Source organism: Shewanella sp. FeAMO, assembly GCF_053653955.1.
The window spans coordinates 3,831,136-3,851,311 of record NZ_CM132201.1 but is presented as its reverse complement, the minus strand read 5'-3'; the positions used below and the strand labels follow the sequence as shown (position 1 = coordinate 3,851,311).

The 20,176-nt window shown below is 54.4% G+C and carries 18 protein-coding genes and 1 riboswitch; of the genes, 10 read left to right on the top strand and 8 right to left on the bottom strand.

Going from position 1 to position 20,176, the window contains the following annotated elements; all coding sequences use genetic code 11:
• Positions 1-360 precede the first annotated feature (360 nt).
• Positions 361-828 (bottom strand): azurin, encoded by a 468-nt coding sequence (gene azu / locus ACWAU4_RS17395; RefSeq protein WP_101059385.1) that lies wholly within the window; start codon positions 826-828, stop codon positions 361-363.
• Between the two features lie 208 nt (positions 829-1,036).
• On the opposite strand from azu, the gene ACWAU4_RS17390 reads away from it, so the two are divergent.
• On the top strand, positions 1,037-1,558 hold the full coding sequence (locus ACWAU4_RS17390; protein ID WP_208125040.1) for a DUF2059 domain-containing protein: 522 nt from the start codon (positions 1,037-1,039) through the stop codon (positions 1,556-1,558).
• A gap of 67 nt (positions 1,559-1,625) precedes the next feature.
• On the opposite strand, the gene rbsK is transcribed toward ACWAU4_RS17390, so the two are convergent.
• Together rbsK and rihA are read right to left on the bottom strand one after the other, a co-directional pair.
• The gene (gene rbsK, locus ACWAU4_RS17385; RefSeq protein WP_044735077.1) at positions 1,626-2,531 is read right to left on the bottom strand and encodes a ribokinase; all 906 of its coding nucleotides are present in this window, start codon (positions 2,529-2,531) and stop codon (positions 1,626-1,628) included.
• A 3-nt stretch (positions 2,532-2,534) separates the two neighbouring features.
• Positions 2,535-3,473 (bottom strand): pyrimidine-specific ribonucleoside hydrolase RihA, encoded by a 939-nt coding sequence (gene rihA, locus ACWAU4_RS17380; RefSeq protein ID WP_025009032.1) that lies wholly within the window; start codon positions 3,471-3,473, stop codon positions 2,535-2,537.
• 147 nt (positions 3,474-3,620) lie between these two features.
• On the opposite strand from rihA, the gene ACWAU4_RS17375 reads away from it, so the two are divergent.
• The 5 genes from ACWAU4_RS17375 (at position 3,621) to ACWAU4_RS17355 (ending at position 9,458) form a co-directional block, all read left to right on the top strand.
• Positions 3,621-4,877: a DUF3592 domain-containing protein gene (locus tag ACWAU4_RS17375; protein WP_208125039.1), complete on the top strand. Its 1,257-nt coding sequence runs from the start codon at positions 3,621-3,623 to the stop codon at positions 4,875-4,877.
• Positions 4,878-5,150: 273 nt separating this feature from the next.
• A complete protein-coding gene (locus ACWAU4_RS17370; RefSeq protein WP_025009034.1) occupies positions 5,151-5,498 on the top strand; it encodes a DUF805 domain-containing protein in 348 nt (115 codons plus the stop codon).
• A 140-nt stretch (positions 5,499-5,638) separates the two neighbouring features.
• Positions 5,639-5,831: riboswitch (cobalamin riboswitch) on the top strand.
• 92 nt (positions 5,832-5,923) lie between these two features.
• Positions 5,924-7,873, top strand: coding sequence for a TonB-dependent receptor (locus tag ACWAU4_RS17365; protein ID WP_028780897.1), 1,950 nt, complete (start codon positions 5,924-5,926; stop codon positions 7,871-7,873).
• A gap of 97 nt (positions 7,874-7,970) precedes the next feature.
• A complete protein-coding gene (locus tag ACWAU4_RS17360; RefSeq protein WP_037475231.1) occupies positions 7,971-8,591 on the top strand; it encodes a GDSL-type esterase/lipase family protein in 621 nt (206 codons plus the stop codon).
• 144 nt (positions 8,592-8,735) lie between these two features.
• Positions 8,736-9,458, top strand: a complete 723-nt coding sequence (locus tag ACWAU4_RS17355) for an HDOD domain-containing protein (RefSeq protein WP_025009036.1) — start codon at positions 8,736-8,738, stop codon at positions 9,456-9,458.
• A 48-nt stretch (positions 9,459-9,506) separates the two neighbouring features.
• Here the strand turns inward: ACWAU4_RS17355 and ACWAU4_RS17350 are convergent, their stop codons facing one another.
• Positions 9,507-10,409 (bottom strand): LysR family transcriptional regulator, encoded by a 903-nt coding sequence (locus ACWAU4_RS17350; protein ID WP_025009037.1) that lies wholly within the window; start codon positions 10,407-10,409, stop codon positions 9,507-9,509.
• Positions 10,410-10,574: 165 nt separating this feature from the next.
• Here ACWAU4_RS17350 and metE point away from each other — a divergent pair, with 165 nt between their 5' ends.
• The gene (gene metE / locus ACWAU4_RS17345) at positions 10,575-12,845 is read left to right on the top strand and encodes a 5-methyltetrahydropteroyltriglutamate--homocysteine S-methyltransferase (RefSeq protein ID WP_208125038.1); all 2,271 of its coding nucleotides are present in this window, start codon (positions 10,575-10,577) and stop codon (positions 12,843-12,845) included.
• A gap of 74 nt (positions 12,846-12,919) precedes the next feature.
• On the opposite strand, the gene ACWAU4_RS17340 is transcribed toward metE, so the two are convergent.
• Positions 12,920-13,246, bottom strand: coding sequence for a hypothetical protein (locus ACWAU4_RS17340; RefSeq protein ID WP_115389855.1), 327 nt, complete (start codon positions 13,244-13,246; stop codon positions 12,920-12,922).
• A gap of 138 nt (positions 13,247-13,384) precedes the next feature.
• On the opposite strand from ACWAU4_RS17340, the gene ACWAU4_RS17335 reads away from it, so the two are divergent.
• A complete protein-coding gene (locus tag ACWAU4_RS17335; RefSeq protein WP_025009040.1) occupies positions 13,385-13,588 on the top strand; it encodes a dodecin in 204 nt (67 codons plus the stop codon).
• Between the two features lie 8 nt (positions 13,589-13,596).
• Here the strand turns inward: ACWAU4_RS17335 and queG are convergent, their stop codons facing one another.
• The gene (gene queG / locus ACWAU4_RS17330) at positions 13,597-14,778 is read right to left on the bottom strand and encodes a tRNA epoxyqueuosine(34) reductase QueG (protein ID WP_208125037.1); all 1,182 of its coding nucleotides are present in this window, start codon (positions 14,776-14,778) and stop codon (positions 13,597-13,599) included.
• Positions 14,779-14,903: 125 nt separating this feature from the next.
• Here queG and ACWAU4_RS17325 point away from each other — a divergent pair, with 125 nt between their 5' ends.
• Positions 14,904-15,725 carry a substrate-binding periplasmic protein gene (locus ACWAU4_RS17325; protein ID WP_208125036.1) on the top strand — a complete coding sequence of 274 codons (822 nt, stop codon included), beginning with the start codon at positions 14,904-14,906 and terminating at the stop codon, positions 15,723-15,725.
• Between the two features lie 23 nt (positions 15,726-15,748).
• Here the strand turns inward: ACWAU4_RS17325 and ACWAU4_RS17320 are convergent, their stop codons facing one another.
• Positions 15,749-17,620, bottom strand: a complete 1,872-nt coding sequence (locus ACWAU4_RS17320) for a tetratricopeptide repeat-containing diguanylate cyclase (protein WP_167717079.1) — start codon at positions 17,618-17,620, stop codon at positions 15,749-15,751.
• 250 nt (positions 17,621-17,870) lie between these two features.
• Here ACWAU4_RS17320 and ACWAU4_RS17315 point away from each other — a divergent pair, with 250 nt between their 5' ends.
• Positions 17,871-18,308, top strand: a complete 438-nt coding sequence (locus ACWAU4_RS17315; protein WP_025009044.1) for a DUF3069 domain-containing protein — start codon at positions 17,871-17,873, stop codon at positions 18,306-18,308.
• A gap of 45 nt (positions 18,309-18,353) precedes the next feature.
• On the opposite strand, the gene ACWAU4_RS17310 is transcribed toward ACWAU4_RS17315, so the two are convergent.
• Positions 18,354-20,042 (bottom strand): NAD-dependent malic enzyme, encoded by a 1,689-nt coding sequence (locus ACWAU4_RS17310; RefSeq protein WP_044735067.1) that lies wholly within the window; start codon positions 20,040-20,042, stop codon positions 18,354-18,356.
• Positions 20,043-20,176: the final 134 nt, after the last annotated feature.

The window sequence follows — 20,176 nt, the reverse complement described above, 5'->3', positions numbered from 1 at the left end:
TGGTGCAATTCTGCAATCATAGCTTTGCTAGAAATTGCTTATATACCTGCAGACATACGCCTCATTTTCAGGCACAGGCGGAACTGTGACCGTCGAAAACAAGGATGTTTTCGTCGAGGCTACAGGGACGTATTAACGCCGTGTCACAGGATCGCCTGTGCAAGAGCTCACCGCAGGTGATGGGTCAAAGCATGGCTGGCAACCAAGCCAATATTGATAGGTGATTTCATCCATAAGGCCAAGACAGGCAAGTCGTCACCGGGTTCCCTGACTCATTTGGCGAAAAGGCGGCTATTGGGTCTTGCGAAGGGGAAAGGAGATGTTTCTTTGGGCCCTCATTCGGGCCCAAAGCGCGCAGGCTTAGCCTTTGATGCTGAAGCTGCCTTGCATCACGGCCCAGTGGCCGGGGAAGGAGCAGAAGAAGTTGTAGCTTTCTTCCGGTGTCATGCCTTCGGTGCTGAAGCTGATGCTGACAGATTCGCCACCACCAACCAGAGGAGTGTGGGCAATCACCCGCTCGTCACCGTCTTTGACATAAGCGGCATCGGCGCCGGCTGCCATACCATCAGTAGCAATGCCCTGCATGTCGGCGCTCTTGCTCAGAACCCAGTTATGGCCCATGGCTGTCACTGGCAGGGTGCCGGAATGAGTCAATGTCAGTTCTACCGTCTTGCAACTGGCGGGAACGCTTAATTCCTTGGTATCAAATTGCATCGCATCGTTGGCTGTGATGGTCAGGCTGCATTCGTCGGCGCTGGCAGTGCTGCTGATAACGGCGCCGGCTCCCAACAGGGCAATACCCGCGAGTCTCTTGGTTAACTTATTCATTTTCAATTCCTTTTCTGGTTTTAGGGTCGATATTTCTCTCGACAGCACGAGAGCCCCGCAGGCTCCCGCCTGGGTCAATCATAACGGCATTTCCCTTAAATGAGAATTAATCTCAGAATTTTAACTGTCAGCTGAGGTTGGAGCAGCTGACAGTCGCTTGGGCTGTGATAGACTGACAGCCGAATCAATACTTGCCACGGAGGCACTCATGAAAGGTCCTGGTTTTTTGTCATCTCTTGTTCTGGGCGGCATATTGCTCAGCAGCCCTTTGGCGTTGGCCGATGACAGCGATCGCCGGGCTCAGGTGGAGCAGTTACTGCTGGAAATGCAGATGGACTCCATGATGGACACGGCTTATACCCAGATGGAAATGATGATTTTGGGCATGCAACAACAGTTCAATATCAAGGAGAGTGAAAAGCCTTTATTTGAAGAGTTTGCCCGCAAGAGTACGCAGATCTTCAAGCAGGAGCTGGGCTGGGACAAGCTGAAGCAGCCGTTGACCGATATTTATGTCAAGCATTACAGCGACAAGGAAATTGCCGATATGCTGGCGTTTTATGCCAGTGATACTGGGCGCTCCATGGTCGCCAAGATGCCAGCCGTGATGCAGGAGTCCATGATGGTGACTCAATCACTGAGCCAGGGGCTGCTGCCTAAGATGGAGCAGCTGCAGCAGGAGTTTGCCACCAAGCTTCAGGCCCACAGAGAGGCCAATCCAGGCGAATAATTTGACTGGCAGCCAGCATAAAAAACGGGAGTCTATGACTCCCGTTTTTGTGGCGGTAAAGGCGTGATTACAGCTCGCGGCGGTAGGGAATACCGCGTTGGGCGCCATGACGGGTCACGGCTATGGAAGCGGCCTTATTGGCAAAATCCACCGCTTGTTCCATCGCCAGCCCTTCACTTAAAGCCACCATCAGGGCACCGTTGAAGGTGTCTCCTGCGGCCACAGTATCAAGTACCTTGACCGGGTAGCTAGGCACCAGGCCCTCAAACTCTGGGTGACGCACATAGGCGCCGCGGCTGCCGAGGGTGATCACCACGGCGCCAACCCCTTTGGCTTGCAGAGCGGCTGCGGCTTTGGCTGCGCCGGCTTCATCTTCCACCTTGATACCGGTAAGGGCTTCTGCCTCGGTTTCGTTGGGAGTGATGATATCCACCAAGGCCAGCACATCGTCAGCCAGCGTGCTGGCGGGGGCCGGGTTGAGAATAGTCACTGTGTCTTGTTGCTTGGCCAGTTGCAGCGCGGCTTTGACCGATTCCAACGGCGTTTCCAGCTGTGCCAGCAGGTAACTGGCGCCTTCGAATAGCTCTTGATGACAGTGGACATCGGCTGGCTCCAGGCTGGCGTTGGCGCCGGCGGCCACCCCAATACAGTTTTCACCGCCATCGCCGATGAAAATCATTGCGCTGCCGGTTGCCATTTCCGGCACTTTCTTCAAGCCCTGAGGATGAATGCCATCGTCCAACCAACTCTTGATCATGGTATCGGCAATGGCGTCGTCCCCAAGATGGCAGATAAAGTCCACTCGGGTGCCAGGCTGCACCAGTCTGGCTACAGCAACTGCCTGATTGGCGCCTTTGCCACCATGTTCCAAACGGTAGCTGCGGCTCATCAATGTTTGCCCTGGCTCGGGCAGGTGACTGAATTCCATCACATGATCGGCATTGGCACTGCCGATTATCACTAGTCTACTCATGTATTAATCCTGATAGGCGTAGAGGCTTTCAACCAGCAGATCCACAAAGCCTTCACGATCCAGATGCATCAGCACCTTGGCGTTGGCGGGCTTGCCGGTTAAGTGATAGCGGTCGACAACCGTCATCCCTACAGTTAGCTCGCTCTGGGTTTCGATGGCAACATGGCAGTCCAAGCCGATGAACAACTCAGGCTTGAGCAGCCAGGCTATGGTGCAGGGGTCATGCAGCGGCGCGCCATCAAAGCCCCACTTGGGATCCTTGTGGTAGATAACAAAGAATTCCAGCAGATCGGCAACACACTTGGCAACCTTGTTGGGAATCGCGCGGAAACGGGCTACATCCTCTTCCATGATCTGCGCCTCATGGGTCACGTCCAGACCGGCCATGACGATGGGGATCCCTGACTTGAACACCATGTCGGCCGCTTCAGGATCAACAAAAATGTTGAATTCGGCGGCAGGGGTCCAGTTACCGACACCGGCGGCGCCGCCCATCAGCACTATTTGCTCGATACGGGACTTGAGTTCGGGATAGGCGCTCAGGAAAATAGCGATATTGGTCAAGGGGCCCGTGGGCACCAGAGTCACCGGCTGGCTGCTTTGGCGGATTTTCTCTGCCATCAGTTCCCAGGCCATCATCGGCTGAGGTTCAAAGGCGGGATCCGGCAGTTCTGGGCCATCTAGCCCGGATTCACCGTGAACACTGTCGGCAATGATCAGCTCTCTTGCCAATGGCTTGGGGGCGCCGCTGGCCACAGGAATATCGGTTCTGCCCAGCAGAGTAAGCACTCGCATGGCGTTGTTGAGTGTTTTTTCCTGGGTTTGGTTACCGGCGCTGGTGGTCACGGCCAGCAGATCCAGCTCGGGGTTGGCCAGGGCCAGGATCAAGGCGATGGCATCATCATGGCCGGGATCGCAGTCGAGAATGATAGGGCGTTTCATGCTGTTACTCCTTTAGCAATTTGCCCGAGCATAGCATGACTCTTTGGCGCGCGCAGAACCGGATGGCAAACTGTGAAGTGTTCCTCAACTGATTGCTGAAATCTGCTACAATCCGCGGCCTTAAAGGATTGAATCAAAGGAGGCCCGGTGGGAAAGATACGGGCAATCTGGGAAGATCTGATAATTATCGGCTTTTTTGCGCTTGCCGGCGGGCTGTTCTCGGCTCTAGGGCTCTATTTTGTCAAAGAGAGTGTCCAATCCTGGTATGAAGTGAATATCCTGATCGAGCGAGGCGTCGAGACCCAAGGCTATATTGCCCGGCGTGAGCAACACTATGTGTCCCCTGGGCGCTGGGGTTTTGGCCGTTATGAGTGGGATTGCCAGGTGCATTATCAGTTGCCGAACGGCAGTGAGTATCAGATCTGGGATCCCCCAGGCCTGCTTTGCGATTCGAGAAGCGTCGGTGAAGCCGTGATCCTTTGGCATTTGCCTGAGGAGCCCGGCATAGTGCGCACCGATATCCAGTACTATCGAGAACAGCAAAATACCTGGCTCGAGCTGTGGGGGATTCTAATCGCGCTATTGCCGCTGGCCATTGGCGGAAAGTTTGTGGGTAAAACGGTCCAGTGTTTGCGCTTTCTTCGGGCTCGGGAGCGGTTGTCGCCAATAGTTGAGCAGTTACTGGAGGCCGATAACCCCGCCGAGTTACTGGCACTGCTTGAAGCCAACCGGGCCAGCCCGGCCAGTAGCTATTTGGGGCAGCATGCTCTTGGCTATATCGCCGCCAGGCCTGAATGGCAGGCGCGTTTTCTTGCCTGGTTTGTCCCTGTGTGCCTCAAGTGGGAGCCGCCAAGTAAAGGCGAGGGCGTCTCTGGCCTCGGACTTTCACTGCAATTGGCGCTCGGCCGCCGCTACCCTGAGTTTACCCTGGCACTGCTCGATGGCATTCGCAGCCTGTTTGCTGAGCATGAGCTGGCGAAGATGGTCTTCTCCCAGCACCTGGCCAAGCTGCAACGCAAACCTTGGAGCACGGAAATTCAGGGGCAATTCCATGCCTTGTTATTGGGGCGGCAAATGCCTTTGGGTGACAACGGATTTATCCACACCGAATTGAGTCGCTTGGTATGTCTTGGCTGGCTTTTGAATAACCTGGAATCGCTGCCCGATGTTTGGCGCGGCGCTACTGCAACCTTGCTCAAGGCGCTCGCAGCGCAGCCGCCACTGAATCCTTTGAGCCGTAAACAGCGTAAAAAACAAGCGCTGCATTGGCGCTATATTCTTGGCAGCCTGGCATCCAAGTTTAACTCAGGGGCAATCGGTCGAAAGCGTCAGACACAGCTGGCACAGATTGAAACCGATATCCAGGTGCTGGCCGCCAGCCGTGGTTTTACGCTGAGCAGATAAGATGAAAAAGCGCCGGCTGGCTGTTCATGGCTATTTATGGCTATGAATATGGCGATATTTGTAAACCAATGACGACTGACTGGGTGAGATATCTCTGATTTTGTGGCGGATGGAAGGTAAATCTCTTTTCTGTCACTTTGCAGTTCATTCAGGTATGTTAAAATTGTTTGCTGTTTCAGGGAGTAAGAAACTCTGATGAAACTTTGGTCGCCTTAAGCCATTCAATAATTGGTGCGGCGTTATCGGATCTTGGATCTGTTATTGGGAGAAAACATGGAACATTTCATCGGAGCCATCAAAAAATACGCCGACTTTACCGGTCGGGCCCGTCGGACAGAATACTGGATGTTCACTCTGTTCTATATCATTTTCAGCCTGGTTGTCAGTGCTATTGACTATGCGCTGGGTACCACAGTGCTGGGGCTGATTTATTCTTTGGGCCTGTTGTTGCCCTCTATTGCGGTTGCCGCGCGTCGTCTGCACGACACTGACCGCAGTGGTTGGTGGCAGTTGTTGGCATTTATCCCTATCATAGGTTGGATAGTGTTGCTGGTCTTCTACTGCCAGGACAGCGAAGTGGGTGACAACCGCTTTGGCAGTAACCCCAAAGAGCTGGGTTAAGATAATGGAAAGGGAGCCTCGGCTCCCTTTTTGTTTTCAGGGTAAATCTGCGGCGGTCAGTCGTCGTCAAAATTAGACATTCATCCATATAGACGTCTATAATGCCCGCTCTCGGTCAGGCCGGGAATGACAGCACAGTATTTCAGTCAACCTCTCGTGGTGCCCCGGAATGAAAGACCGGGGATAATCGGGAAGCCGGTGAGAATCCGGCACTGCCCCCGCAACGGTAAATGGTGAGAGACAGGCGCGCCCAAGTGGCGTCATAAAAGCCGGGTCTTGCGCGGTCAACCGCATAGCCAAAGTCCGGAGACCGGCCCTGGAGGTATTTCGATGATTTCGGTGGGCAGATCTCGAAATGCGGCAGCCAAGGGGCTCTCCCTGCCGTGGCACTCTTGCCCCGTTTCCCTTTCAGGAGTCAAAGGAAAATGGGTTTCAAACTAAATCATCTCGCGCTGCTCTGCGGTGCATTTACCTCAGTTCCCGTCATGGCGAGTGCTACAACCCAGGCCGTGGATGAACAGCTGGTGGTCATTGGCCGTCAGGATGACACGCCGCTCAATATTGCCGCCAATGTGGTGGTCATAGATGCCGCCGATATTCAGCAAAGCGGTGCCAGTAATCTGAGCGAGTTGCTGCGTGGCCGCAGTGGCATTCAAATATCGGACAATAACTCAGGGCCTGTGCTGGCGATGCGCGGTTTCTCTTCCAGCCAAGCGGTGAATAACACCCTGATACTGATAGATGGTCGCCGACTCAACAATATCGATATTGCCGCCCCCAGCCTGAGTGCCATTGCGGTCAATCAGATTGAAAGGGTAGAGATCCTTTCCGGCAGCGCCGGGGTGCTCTATGGTGATCAGGCAGTCGGCGGAGTGATCAATATTATCACCAAGGCGCCCAGTGCCAGCGGTGGCAACCTGACCCTCTCCGGTGGCAGTTTTGACACCTACGAAGGCCGTGGGGATCTGTCCGGCGCCATCAATGACAACTGGCGTTACTATTTGGCTGCTGCTTACAACGAGAGCGACAACTACCGTAGAAACAATGCCAACGAAACCGGTTCTGTGCTGGGGCGTCTGCAATATGATTCAGAGTTGACCAACTTCTTTGTCGAAGGCAGTTACTACGATAACAAGCGCCAGACTCCAGGCTCACTGACCCTGGCTCAGTTTGAAGCCGACCCACGCCAGGCGACATCGACGCCGGGTGATTACAACCATGAGATGACTTCTGCCTGGCGTGCTCATCTCCAGCGCCAGGTGCACGCCAACTGGGCCCTGGCTGCGGACCTCAACTACAGTGATACTCTGGTGTCCAGTGTCAGCTATGGCAGCCCAGGTCGTAACGAGCGCTCGCTGTTGGAATTCAATCCCAAGGCGCTGGGGCGTTATCAGACCCGCAACGGTGAGCTGAGCATAGTCATAGGCGCCGATATTCAACGGGGTGAAACCGAGTTCGATCTCAGTTATATGCAGCGCAGTAATACCCAAACCATGACCAGCACCTATCTACAGGCCAATGTGCCGCTGACCAACAGCCTGAGCTATGTGGTGGGCGGGCGCTATGCCAAGGTCAAGGATGAACTCAAGGACGGTCAGATTTACCCCAATGGCATAGATTTGGATGAAGACGCTCACGCGCTCGAGTTGGGGCTCAACTATCGGCCGCTGGAAGGCCACAGATTCTATCTTCGCGGTGATGAGAGTTTCCGTTTCGCCAAGGTCGATGAGCAAGCTTATACGCCGCCAACAGTCGTCGGCCTCAAGCCGCAGACCGGCCGTTCCATTGAAGCCGGCTGGGATTGGACCTTGAGCAACCAGAGCCTGCGTCTGAACCTGTACCGACTGTCGCTGGAAGATGAAATTGTCTTTGACCCCAGTGCTGATATGCCTATCGGCGGTGCTTTCCCCGGCGCCAACGTCAACGCCGATGCTTCCCGCCGTTATGGCGCCAGCCTCGACTGGGACTGGCAGCTCAATGAAATGCTGCAGTTGGGACTTGAGTACAACTATATCGATGCCGAATTTACTGAAGGCGCCAACAAAGGCAAATCTCTCTCCTGGGTGGCCGAGCATTCCGGGCGTATCTACACCAGTGTGGACTTTGGTCAGCACTGGCAGCTGTTTGTCGAGGGTCAGTATCTGGGTGACAGATATATGGAGGGTGACAATGGCAACCAGCACGATAAACTGGACAGCTATTGGCTGGGGAATATCGCCCTCAACTACAGCCGAGATGCCTGGCTTGCCAGCCTGAGGGTCGACAACCTGTTTGACAAGCAATACGCCAGCTCAGGTTATTTCAGTACTTGGGGCGATGGTTATTACTCGGGTAGCGGCCGTGCGCTGAGATTCAGCGTCAGCTATCGCTTCTGATAGCATAGAAAGCCGGGGGTTCCCGGCTTTTTTCTGCCCGTATTTCTATCTGTTTTAGTTGGAAAGTACTCACCGACAAGGAGGCAAGAGTCGAAATATGAAAGCTGATTTTAGATATGGTTTGAGAGGCGTGGCCATAGCCCTGTTGTCGCTGCTTTTGCTGGCTTGCTCCGAGCCCAAGCTGGCATATATCGGCAGCAATGGCAAACTGCTGGCCTTCGGTGACAGCCTGACCCAAGGCGTTGGTGCCAAGGCCGGGCAGGATTATCCCAGCCGTCTGGCCGAGTTGTGCCGTTGTGAGGTGATCAACGCCGGGATTTCCGGTGAGCAATCTGCTGCCGGGCTTGAGCGTTTGCCGGCACTGCTGGATGAAACCAAGCCGGATCTGCTTATTTTGCTCGAAGGCGGTAACGATATTCTCCGCGGTCGTAGCCAGGTGCAATTGGCGCAAAACATTGAGGCCATGTTACTTGAGGCCAAAGCCCGGCAAATTCCGGTAGTGCTGCTGGCTGTGCCGCAAAAGAGCCTGCTGCTGTCCCCCCTGCCTTTGTATGCCGAACTGGCCGACAAGCACGGCGCCATCTTGCTGGAACAGACTCTGTCCGAGCTGCTGCGTTCAAACGAGCTCAAGTCCGATACTGTGCATCTCAATCAACAGGGGTATTCGCGTTTGGCACAAGTCATCTTTACCAGGCTGCAGGAGGCGGGCGCCTTTTGATGCTACTTTTTGATTCTGTTTGGCAAAAACCGGGCTAATTATCGATTCAACTTGACCCTGGTGGGCGTTTTATGGGTAAATTCTCTGCCATAATAAATGGCAATAGTGCCTCCATAATAAATAACAACAGGTTTAAAGAATCACATGACAGATCTTGAGCAGCAGGTTTTTACTCAAGTGCGTGCCATTATTGCCAACGAAGAGCAGGTGATAGGGCGCCGCGGCATCCTGATCCCGCTTAAGAAGGCCATTATTGCTGATGGCGATATTCGCAATGTGATCGATATTGTCGCGACCGATCCCGCTCTGGCAGCTCATCTGCTGTGGCGCAGCAATAACGCGCTCTCTCCTTCCGTTCAGCCAAACCGCAGCCTCAAGGATGCATTGGTGCGTCTGGGACAGGTCAATATCTACCGTTATGCCTTTAGCTTTTATCTCAAAGAGCGGCTCGATGAATTGCCGCAGCCATACCGTAAACTGGTACTTGGCTATTGGCGCCTGACTGAGTCTGTGGCGACCGAGTCGGTGGACAGCTTGCATCAGATGCAAGGGGTACAGATAGACGCGGATGAAGTGCAGACTCTGGCGCTGTTCAGCGTCTTTGGTCAGATTATTGCCCTGACGGCGTTTGCCTATCTCAACGCCGAAGCCGAGCAGTGCTTCCCGCTGGGCATTATCAAGACCCTGATAGAGACCCAGCAGCAGACGCTGACGGTGGAAGCTTTTGAATCTCTGGGGTTGGATGATGAGCTGCAAAGCGAGTTTATGGTCGCCCATAACCTGAGACAGACCCGGGATCCCAATTCACCCGGACTGGTACTGAGAAGGGTATTGTCACAGCGCGGTCTGCTGCTGAATCCTCTCTAGATGCTTTGTGACTGCCGCCGACTTTCAGGCGCGGTGGCAGCCGCTCAGTCAGTGTCTGTCTTGACGCTGTAATCCCTCTTTGGCAATCAATTCCAGCAGCCTTTGCAGCTGCACTCTATTGCTGCTGTCGCGGCGGTAGGCACCGAACAGCGGCCGTTTCAGGCCTTCCTGCCCCAGTTTCACCGAGGTCAGGCTCAAGCCCTGGGCTTCGGTCAGTGACCAGTTGGGCAAGGCAGCAACCCCTTCTTTACAGGCGATGCGTTGCAGCAACACATTGGTGAGATCACAGCGTTTTTGTGGGCCGGGCACCACTCCGGCCGGCTCGAGGAAGTGACGGAAAATATCCAGCCTTTCCAGCGGTACCGGATAACTGATAATAGGTTCCCTGGCCAGTTGTTGCGGCAAAATATAGCTGTTGCCTGCCAGAGGGTGATCTTTGGCCATCACCAGTCTCACTTCAAAATCAAACAGATGCTGATAGGCAAGGGCATGGCCGGGCACAGGATCTGAGGTCAGCACTATATCCAGCTCACCGGTTTCCAGCGCATTGAGAGAGTCGAACAGATGGCGGCTGGAGAGATCCAGATTGGCATCCGGATAAGACTGATGAAAGGCTTCCATTACAGGCATCAGCCAGCGAAAACAGCTGTGACACTCAATACCCACCTTCAAGGGACCGCTGCTTCCAGATAGACCGCGTTTGAGCACAAATTCGGTTTCCTGTACCCGGGGCAGTATCTCTTCTGCCAGGGTCAGCAGGCGACTGCCCTCAAGCGTGAAGGTCAGAGGTTTGCTTTTGCGAACAAATACCTGGGAGTTAATCCGGGTCTCCAACTCTTTAATCTGGTGCGACAGCGCCGATTGAGTGACAAAACGTTTCTTCGCCGCGCCGGCCAGACTGCCACTTTCTTTCAGTGCTATCAGAGTACGAAGGTGTCTCAGTTCTATCATTTCCTCTCCACATGAATGCCGCTCATGTTGCCCTTGAATTCAATTCGGTTGCCTGTGCTGAGACTAGCACAATAAACTTCTAGACGTCCAGACGCCCAGTTTGATTTGTTGTGTTTCGGCGTCGCCAGTCACTTGCTGCACAGTTTATAGAGGATGGTATACATTATGCAATTAAATAGTCTTGGCTTTCCCCGTATCGGACGTCGACGTGAACTCAAGTTTGCTTTGGAGAAATATTGGCGCGGTGAGTCCAGCGTGGCCGAATTAGAGAGTGTTGCCAGGGAGCTTAGGCGTACCCACTGGCAGTGGCAGGCCGATGCCGGGGTGGCGCAGCTGCCGGTCGGTGACTTTGCTTACTATGATCAGGTGCTGACCCTGAGTGCGACTCTGGGGGTAATCCCCGAGCGTCACCGTGACGGCGGCGCTGTCAATCTCGATACCCTGTTCCGGATTGCCCGTGGCCGAGCGCCCAGCGGCAAGCATGCGCCGGCGTCTGAAATGACCAAGTACTTCAACACCAACTACCATTATCTGGTGCCTGAGCTCAGCGAAGATCAACGCTTCGATATCGCCTGGGAACAGTTGTTTGAAGAGGTGACCGAGGCTCAGGCGCTGGGCCACACTGCCAAGCCGGTACTCTTGGGGCCGGTCACTTTCCTGTATCTGTCCAAGACAGTGGGCTCAGAGTTCGACCGTTTGACACTGCTGCCGGCGCTGCTGGAATGTTATCAAGCCATTCTGGCCCGATTTGCCGCCCAGGGTGTTGAATGGGTGCAATTGGATGAACCTGCGCTGGCACTTGAGCTGGATGACAACTGGCAACAGGCCTTCAATCAGGCCTACGGCGTACTCAAGTCGGCGCCGCTCAAGCTGTTGCTGGCAACCTATTACGGCACTGTAGCCCACCATCAAAGTCTGTTGTCGGCACTGCCGGTGGCGGGTATTCACCTGGATCTGGTCACCGCGCCCGAGCAGTTGCAGGCCTTTGTCGGTGCATTGGCGCCCGAACAGGTGTTGTCGGTTGGGGTGATCAACGGCCGTAACGTCTGGGCCGCCGATCTGGATCTTGTGGCCGAGCAGTTGGCGCCACTGGCGCGGGATCTGGGAGACAGGCTCTGGCTCGCCACTTCCTGCTCCCTGTTGCATACCCCGGTGGATCTCGAGGTGGAGACCGCGCTGGCGCCCGAGCTTAAAAGCCTGCTGGCTTTCGCCAGGCAAAAACTCACCGAGTTGCAGGAGCTCAAGGCGCTTTTGGAGGCGCCTGAGACTGAAAATGCCAAAGCCGTGGTCGCCCGTTGCCGGGATCGGCGCGCGGCCAGGGCGCAGGGGCGTAATCAACAGCTCAGTGCCAGAATCGATGCCCTGAGCGCAACCGATTACAACCGAAACCATGAGTTTGAGGTGCGCAGACAAGCCCAGCAGGCCAGGTTCAAGCTGCCTTTGTTGCCGACGACTACCATAGGTTCATTCCCGCAGACGGCAGCCATTCGTAACCTGCGTAGCCGCTGGCGCAAGGGTGAGTTGGACGATGCTGTGTACACAGAGCAGCTGCAACAGGTGACCCGGGATACCATAGAGCGTCAGCTCAAGCTGGGCATAGATGTGTTGGTACACGGTGAAGCCGAGCGCAACGACATGGTGGAATACTTTGGTGAACAGCTCGATGGCGTTGGTTTTACCAAACAGGGGTGGGTGCAGAGCTATGGTTCCCGCTGCGTCAAGCCGCCGCTGATCTACGCCGATGTGACCCGTCCCAAGGCGATGACAGTCGACTGGGCCGAATATGCCCAGAGTCTCACCGACAGACCGGTGAAAGGCATGCTGACCGGGCCTGTGACCATATTGCATTGGTCCTTTGCCCGCGAGGATATCAGCCGCGAGCAGATAGCGACTCAGTTGGCCCTGGCGATACGCGATGAAGTGGTGGCATTGGAGCGGGCGGGTATAGGTATTATTCAGATTGATGAGCCGGCTTTTAGGGAAGGCTTGCCGCTCAAATGCAGCGATTGGGCCCATTATCTCGATTGGGCGGTGGCCGCCTTCAAGCTCAGCGCCGCCGGTGTCAGAGACGAGACCCAAATTCATACCCATATGTGCTACAGCGAATTCAATGACACTATTGCCGCCATTGCTGCCATGGATGCCGATGTGATCACCATAGAAACATCACGCTCGCGGATGGAGTTGTTGAATGCCTTTGAGGACTTTGATTATCCCAATGAAATCGGCCCAGGGGTTTATGATATTCACTCCCCCAATATTCCAACAGTGGAAGCCATGGTGAGCCTGATTGAAAAGGCGGCGCAGAAAATTCCTGTGCGCCAGCTCTGGGTCAACCCGGATTGCGGCTTGAAGACCCGTAACTGGGAAGAAGTCGAGCCGGCTTTGAAGAACATGGTCGATGCGACCAGAGAGTTGAGACGTCGACTCGGGTGATAAAATTCTGTGGTTAATAACAGTCAGGGGCGCACTGCGCCCCTGATGTTGATTGACTTTAACTCGGGAAAGATTCAGCCCATGCTCATGCCCAGCGCTATCAGGCCAATCGTACCCAGAATGATCAAGCCTGAAAAAGTGGTGCCCAAAATGGCGAAGATTTTCTGGCGGTCTTTTTGTACCAGGCCGCCAATGCCCAATCCCAAAGATACCAGGCAGACCAGCATCATAAAGATGATCATCAGGCCCACAAGAATGGCTTCCATCGAATTTTCATCCAGGCCGCCCGGTGTTGTTGCCTCCAGGGCTCCTGCAACAATAAAAGTGATAAACAGGGCTATCCCACTAAATATGCTGGTGGCAAACGAGGCGATCCCCAGACCTGAATGTTTTAATTGCATAGCAATCCCTTGATTTCTTCCTATGGTTATCCAACTGAGAAATATACAGAAACCAAGGGAAATATGCCATCGGCCATTTCTGTCTATACTCAGGTCACGAACCTGTGCTGGACACAGATAACTATCAGGAGAAGCCTTATGAGCCATGTGTACAAGATAATAGAACTGACAGGTTCATCCCCCATCAGCTCGGACGAAGCGGTCAAGAATGCCATCGCGGCGGCCAGTCAGTCGCTGCATAATTTGCGTTGGTTTGAGGTGATAGATACCCGCGGACATCTGGAGGCCGGTGTTATTGCTCATTGGCAGGTCACCATCAAGGTGGGTTTTACCCTGGATTAGGCCTGAGTTCAGGCGTCCCTTGGCAGGCCTTTTTCCACTATCCGGATCAGGCGCCCCGTCTTGCGGGCGGGAATAGGCGCTGTGTCGTTGGCGCTGAGTTTTTCTGCCTGCTGCGCCAGTGCCCACTCTATGTGTTCTGCGACCAGTTCAGAGGCATCTGTCAGTCGCTCCTGCAAGGCGGCAACTATGGTTTCACTGCCGGGGGCATTGCCCAGTGCCACCGCAATATTGCGCAGCCAGCGTTCATGGCCTATGCGACGAATGGCGCTGCCTTCGGTGTTTTTCAAAAACTCGGTCTCGCTCCAGGCAAACAGCTCCAACAGTTTGGGTTGCTTCAGTTGTGGCCTTAGATGAAAGTCAGTCTCTGCGGTCAAAGGCGCGGCGCGGTTGATGGGGCATACCAGCTGGCAGTCATCACAGCCGTAGATGCGATTGCCGAGCAGTGGCCGAAACTCCAGTGGAATGCTGCCGGCTAGCTCTATGGTGAGGTAGGAGATACAGCGGCGCCCATCGACCACATAAGGCTCGACTATGGCGCCGGTTGGGCAACTTGTGATGCAGGCAACGCAGGTGTTGCAGCCTTCGGCTATGGCGACATCCATGGGCAGCGGCAGGTTCACCAGCAGCTCTCCGAGGAAAAACCAACTGCCGGCCTCATGGTTGAGGATCAGTGAGTGTTTACCTGTCCAGCCGATCCCGGCCTTTTCTGCCAGCGGCCGTTCCAGAATGGGAGCCGAGTCGACGAAGGGCCGAAAGCCACAGCCTTCAAGTTGCAGGGCTTTGAGCGCTTCATCTATGCGCTCGCCCAACTTTTTCAAGCGATTACGCATCAGCTTGTGATAGTCGCGGCCGCCGGCATAACGGGAGATATAGCCAAGGTTAGGGTCTTTGAGATTGAGGGCAAACCCGGCTTGTGGCGGTAAGTAGTCCATCCGTACTGAGATAACTCTCAAAGTGCCGGGATGCAGCTCGGCCGGGCGGGCCCGCATCATACCGTGGCTGGCCATATAGCCCATCTCACCGTGATAGCCCTTATCGAGCCAAGCCTGTAGCCTGGGCTCTTCGCGGCTGAGATCTGTATCCGTTATTCCCACTTGAGCAAAACCCAGCTCTTTGCCCCAGGCTTTTATGTCGCGGGCAAGCTTGCCAAGCATACCGGGATCAAATTGTGGTGGTTGAGGAGCTGACATGAACAGAGGCTGACCGGGGAAAAGCCATGATTATATCAGTAAAGCAGAATTGCTCACAGTTGCCGTAAACGGCGATTTCGACTGTTGTCGGTGCTATGCTTGAAGAAATTGAGGGGGGAGAGTATATGCCGGGAATCGAAACCTTGCTCAGGGGCTGCGTGATAGTGTTCTGTTGTAGCTTTGCCAACTTGGCTTTGGCCGGTAACGAGCTTACTGAGGCCGAGCCGCCCGCACTCAGGCTGCTGACCGAAACCTGGCCTCCCATGAGCTATGAGCGCCATGGTCGCGTTGATGGTTATGCGGTGGCCCTGGTGAGGGCCTTGCACCATCAGGTGGCTGCCTCTGACAAAGAGCCTGTGATAGAAGTATTGCCTTGGGCCAGGGCGATGAATATCGCAAACCAGGAGCCTAACGTCTTGCTGTTTGCCACTTCCATTAATGAACAGCGGCGGCAGGAATTTGATTTTGTTGGCCCTATTGCCGAAACCCGCATTCAGCTCTATGCCCGCATGGATGATGATTTTACCCCGGCAGATCTGTCACAGGCGGTAGCGGCGGGTAATATTGCCCTTTATCGCAACTCCCCGGCGCAGATCTTGTTGAAGTCCGTTTCGGATGAGCAGTTACTGATCTCAGGTTTTCCTCAGTATTCGGCCAGGCAGTTGTTGCATAAGCGGGTGCGTTATTGGTGTCAGGCGGATATCGCGGTTCAGGGCGTCTTGCGGCAATTGGGCCAAACACCGGCGGCGGTGCGCCCCGTATTGGAACTGGCGCACTTGCGCCTCTATTTGGCGTTCTCCGGCGGTACGGCTCCTGAACGGGTCGAAGCCTGGCACAAGGCGCTATTGGCATTGCAGAAAACGGGCGAATTTGACGCGCTCTATCATAAGTGGTTTGGTGCCGAGCCCTCTTTACGTCAGGCGGAAGTGCTCTGGCGCGTTCAGTGATTTGCAATAACCACTGTGCTCATTCAGGCGGTTTCGACCCGGTTGCGACCTCGATTCTTGGCGCAATAGAGGGCATCATCGGCCTGTTTCAACAGCTCGGAGAACTGCAGTTCCTCACCCAGAGTCGCGACCCCGGCACTTATCGTCACTCTGGGCTCACCGACTAGCCCTTCCGGGCGTGATTCGGCTATGGTTTGGCGCAGACGCTCGGCGATTTTCAGGCACTCTTCATGGGCTGTTTCCGGCAACAACAACAGAAACTCTTCACCGCCAATCCGCCCCAGCAGATCTTGTTCACGGATCAGGGTTTGGCTCAGGCTTGCCAGATGTTGCAAGACCTTATCTCCACCATCATGGCCAAACTGGTCATTGATATCCTTGAAGTTATCGGCATCAAACAACACAAGTGAAAAAGGCGTGCCGCTATCTCGCGCCTGATTGAACATAGCTTCACCCTTGTGATAGGTATAACGCCGGTTCGCCAATTGGGTGAGGTGATCCGTATGGGCTATCTTCTGGAATTTGCGTGATTTACTGGTCTGCTTAAAGGCCATCACCGCAGTGATTATGATAATGATGCTGGCCAGAACCAGCACAGCCAACTGCAACAGACGGTTTTGCTGCAGTATCTGCACCTCTTGCTCTTTCAGGCGTTCGCTTTCCAGCAGGCGTTGGTTTTCTTTTGCCATGCGATCGGCATTGAAGCGGGTACGCATCTCTGTGGTGCGGTAAGATTGCAGTTTGTTATCCAGCTCGTGATGCAGGGCGATATACAGCCTGAGCACTTTGAGCGATTCCTGCCATAGCCCCTGGGCGGCAAATACTTCGCTCTTGAGCAGGTAGAGTTCGGCCAAGCCGCGATCATTGTTGATATTCCTGAAACTTTTTTCGGCCTTGATCAAGGGCGCCATTGCCTGTTCAGGCTGGCCTTGGCGCAACAGCACATCGGCGCTGTAGAGTTGCATAAAGCTGTAGAAGCCACCCATCTGCTCAGTCACAAATGGCCTGGCGCGCTCCAGTGCCTGTTTGGCGTCTTCGACTCTGCCCAGCTTCAACAGGGAGCCGGCCATATTGACCGAGACTCCTGCGGCTTCCACCGTGACTCCTTGCTGCTTGAGATAGTCGTATGACTGTTGGAACTTGGCCACGGCGCCTTCAAAATCACCCAGTTCTTCGAGGGCGATGGCCATTTCGCCATTGATAATATAGGCCTGTTCTTCGTGACCACTTTGGCGATAGGCCTGCTCCAGTTGGCGGTAATAATTGAGCGCACTTTGTGGATCGCCGAAACGGCGGAAACTGGTGGCGAGGTCGGCCAGGTTATACAGACCCCAATAATCCAGCTTGAGTTTTTCATAAAGTTGTTGAGCGGTCAGCAGATCTTCCAGTGCCATGGCAAAATTGCCCTGAAAGGAATACATGGCTCCGCGCAGACTGCGGGCATCGGCGATCAGGCGATGATCTTCGAGTTGATAGGCTTGCTGCAGGGCTTGGTCATAGTCGGCTTTGGCCTGTTCCATATTGCCTTTGAGTTGAGAGTACCAGCCATGGCAAAGGCGAAAGTCGGTTAAGGCTTCTGGGTAGGCTTGGTTTTCAGTCGCTTGTGCCTGATTGACGGCATAGTCTATGGCTGCATCTATGTTGGCGTTGTCGTTGGCATCAAAGCTCCAGCAGCGGGCGCGCCTGAGCCTGGCCTGCCTGTCCAAATCGTCCTTTGCCAGCAATTGGGCTATCTGATCCAGAGTTTGTGCTACTTCGGCAACATTGTTGACCTGCCCATCTTCCAGCTGTTTGAACAGCTCATCAGCCTTGGGATTATCCAGTGCCAAGGCGTGGGGAACCATGCCGGACAGAAGCAGCACTGTGATGGCTGATTTCAGAAAGTATGACTTCACGCTGACCGATAGACAGATGTTTAGATAATGTTATTAAGCATACGCACCAGGGCTCAGGCTGACCAGTAATAAATCGTTAAATTTGCAGGTAAGTAGAGCTGCATCAATCGCTTGCCGGTAGGGGATGAATTCGGTTACCGACTTGTTTTCGCCGTATTTGCTCCCCGGTTCCTTGATACCAACTTCAGATGGATTGCCCTTTATGGCCGATGCTATACTCGCCGCCAATTGCTTTTAGACGGAATACACAATGACTCAAGTTGATGCTCAATACCGGCAACAGGCGCGAAGCGCCGCCATCAATATCTGCTCTCAGGTACTGCCTATGGATAAGTTGCCCACGGCGCTGAAAGAAGCCTATGACAATCTGTTTGAAGAATTGCTGGATGATAAGCAGTCCGAGTTCAAACAGGCTTGGGACAAGTTGCCGCCAAGTGCCGCCAAGTTACTGCCGAGAGCCGATTTTCACGGCTTTTTTATCGCGTCGGCCTGGTTGCAACTGAGTTTGATGGCCCAGGATATCGCCCAGTTGGCGGATACCGACGAGGCCATTGCCGAGAAGGAGTACGGTGGCATGTTTGAGCGTATTTCACAGTCGGCGCTCAAGGAGAGTGTACGCAAGTTGAAAAAGGCCCGTACAGACAGGCGCTTGCTCAACAGTATCCGAGATGTGATAGCCAATGGCTGAATAAAAAACCGGCATAAAGCCGGTTTTTTATGGGCACGGACGCTCTTAGAAGGAAGTACGTTTGTAGCGGCGATACTCAGGCTGCCAGAAATTGCTTTCTATGGCCTGCAACAGCAGCTCATCGGAAGTCGGCAATGCATGACCCTGTTCGATGGCGACCTTGCCAACGGCAAAGGCGATGTGCTTGCTGACCTTCTGGATCTCTTCCAGCTTAGGCAGCAGAGAACCACTGCCGTTGAGCGCCAGCGGCGAGCATTCCGCCAGGGCGCGGCTGGAGGCCATCAGCATCTCATCAGAGACCCGCTTGGCACCACTGGCCAATACCCCAAGGCCTATGCCGGGGAAGATATAGCTGTTGTTGCACTGGGCGATTTCATAGGTCTGATTGTCTATGACCACAGGCTCAAAGGGGCTGCCGGTGGCAACCAGTGCCTGGCCATTGGTCCAATGCAGAATATCCTTGGGCGTGGCTTCAACCCGACTGGTGGGGTTGGACAGCGGGAACACTATCGGTCTTGGGCAGTGGCTGTGCATGGCGCGGATGATCTCCTCGCTGAACAGCCCTGGGGCGCCGGAAACCCCGATAAGCACAGTCGGCTTGCCGTTGTTGACCACATCCAGCAATGAGATGTTGTCACCGAAATTGCTCCATTGCTGCAGCTCTTCGCTCTTTTGCGCCAGTTTCTGTTGGAATGGCAACAGGTTGGGCATATTGTCCTGCAACAGTCCCCAGCGATCGACCATAAACACCTGGCGTCTGGCCTGCTCATCACTGATCCCTTCGGAAACCATCTGAGCAATAATCGCTTCGGCGATGCCACAGCCTGCGCTGCCGGCGCCGAGGAAGGCAACTCTTTGCTGGCTCAACTGAGTGCCGGCGGCCTTACAGGCGGCGAGCAGTGAGCCAACTGTGATGGCGGCGGTTCCCTGAATGTCATCATTGAAACAGCAGTATTTATCCTTGTAACGCTCCAGCAGCGGCATGGCGTTTTTCTGGGCGAAGTCTTCAAACTGGATCAAGGCCTCGGGCCAGCGGCGATGAACCGCCTGCATAAAGGCTTCAATAAATTCCAGATATTCTTCACCACCTATGCGCTGGTGGCGCCAACCCATATACATGGGATCTTCCAGCAGATGCGGGTTATCTGTTCCCACATCCAGGGTAATGGGCAGAGTGTAAGCCGGGCTGATGCCGCCGCAACTGGTGTAGAGCGACAGCTTTCCAATCGGGATCCCCATGCCGCCGATCCCCTGATCGCCCAGCCCCAAAATGCGCTCACCGTCGGTAACCACTATCACCTTCACCTTGTGACGGGTGGAGTTGTTGAGGATGTCGTCGATGCGATCCTTGTTCGGATAGGAGATAAACAGGCCGCGGTTACGGCGGTAGTCTTTGGAGAAGCGTTCACAGGCCAACCCGACGGTTGGGGTGTAGATGATAGGCATCATCTCTGTGATGTGGTTCTGAACCAGACGATAGAAGAGGGTCTCGTTGGTGTCCTGGATGTTGCGCAGATAGATATGCTTGTCCAGATCATTGCTGAAGTTCTTGAACTGATCGTAGGCACGTGAGGCCTGCTCTTCGATCGTTTCAATCACGTAGGGCACCAGGCCTTCGAGGTTGAAGAAAATACGCTCTTCCTCGGTAAATGCACTACCTTTGTTGATCAACGGCGCTTCGAGAATAGCCGGACCGGCAAAAGGCAGATATAAGGGGCGTTTATTATCGTCCATGGCTAACCTTTTATGTTCTTTGCTTGTGGATGACGGGCTGTGATCTAAATCCGCATAGGTTACCACGAAATGTGATCTTTGTTGCCTGTAGGCGAGGGCTTGAGCAAAAATTTTGTTTAAAACGCGGCAAACCG

What these genes read in the sequence shown, in the direction of transcription:
- azu (WP_101059385.1), bottom strand. Translation starts at nt 828, where the DNA reads ATGAATAAGTTAACCAAGAGACTCGCGGGTATTGCCCTGTTGGGAGCC.
- ACWAU4_RS17390 (WP_208125040.1), top strand. Translation starts at nt 1,037, where the DNA reads ATGAAAGGTCCTGGTTTTTTGTCATCTCTTGTTCTGGGCGGCATATTG.
- rbsK (WP_044735077.1), bottom strand. Translation starts at nt 2,531, where the DNA reads ATGAGTAGACTAGTGATAATCGGCAGTGCCAATGCCGATCATGTGATG.
- rihA (WP_025009032.1), bottom strand. Translation starts at nt 3,473, where the DNA reads ATGAAACGCCCTATCATTCTCGACTGCGATCCCGGCCATGATGATGCC.
- ACWAU4_RS17370 (WP_025009034.1), top strand. Translation starts at nt 5,151, where the DNA reads ATGGAACATTTCATCGGAGCCATCAAAAAATACGCCGACTTTACCGGT.
- ACWAU4_RS17365 (WP_028780897.1), top strand. Translation starts at nt 5,924, where the DNA reads ATGGGTTTCAAACTAAATCATCTCGCGCTGCTCTGCGGTGCATTTACC.
- ACWAU4_RS17360 (WP_037475231.1), top strand. Translation starts at nt 7,971, where the DNA reads ATGAAAGCTGATTTTAGATATGGTTTGAGAGGCGTGGCCATAGCCCTG.
- ACWAU4_RS17355 (WP_025009036.1), top strand. Translation starts at nt 8,736, where the DNA reads ATGACAGATCTTGAGCAGCAGGTTTTTACTCAAGTGCGTGCCATTATT.
- ACWAU4_RS17350 (WP_025009037.1), bottom strand. Translation starts at nt 10,409, where the DNA reads ATGATAGAACTGAGACACCTTCGTACTCTGATAGCACTGAAAGAAAGT.
- metE (WP_208125038.1), top strand. Translation starts at nt 10,575, where the DNA reads ATGCAATTAAATAGTCTTGGCTTTCCCCGTATCGGACGTCGACGTGAA.
- ACWAU4_RS17340 (WP_115389855.1), bottom strand. Translation starts at nt 13,246, where the DNA reads ATGCAATTAAAACATTCAGGTCTGGGGATCGCCTCGTTTGCCACCAGC.
- ACWAU4_RS17335 (WP_025009040.1), top strand. Translation starts at nt 13,385, where the DNA reads ATGAGCCATGTGTACAAGATAATAGAACTGACAGGTTCATCCCCCATC.
- queG (WP_208125037.1), bottom strand. Translation starts at nt 14,778, where the DNA reads ATGTCAGCTCCTCAACCACCACAATTTGATCCCGGTATGCTTGGCAAG.
- ACWAU4_RS17325 (WP_208125036.1), top strand. Translation starts at nt 14,904, where the DNA reads ATGCCGGGAATCGAAACCTTGCTCAGGGGCTGCGTGATAGTGTTCTGT.
- ACWAU4_RS17315 (WP_025009044.1), top strand. Translation starts at nt 17,871, where the DNA reads ATGACTCAAGTTGATGCTCAATACCGGCAACAGGCGCGAAGCGCCGCC.
- ACWAU4_RS17310 (WP_044735067.1), bottom strand. Translation starts at nt 20,042, where the DNA reads ATGGACGATAATAAACGCCCCTTATATCTGCCTTTTGCCGGTCCGGCT.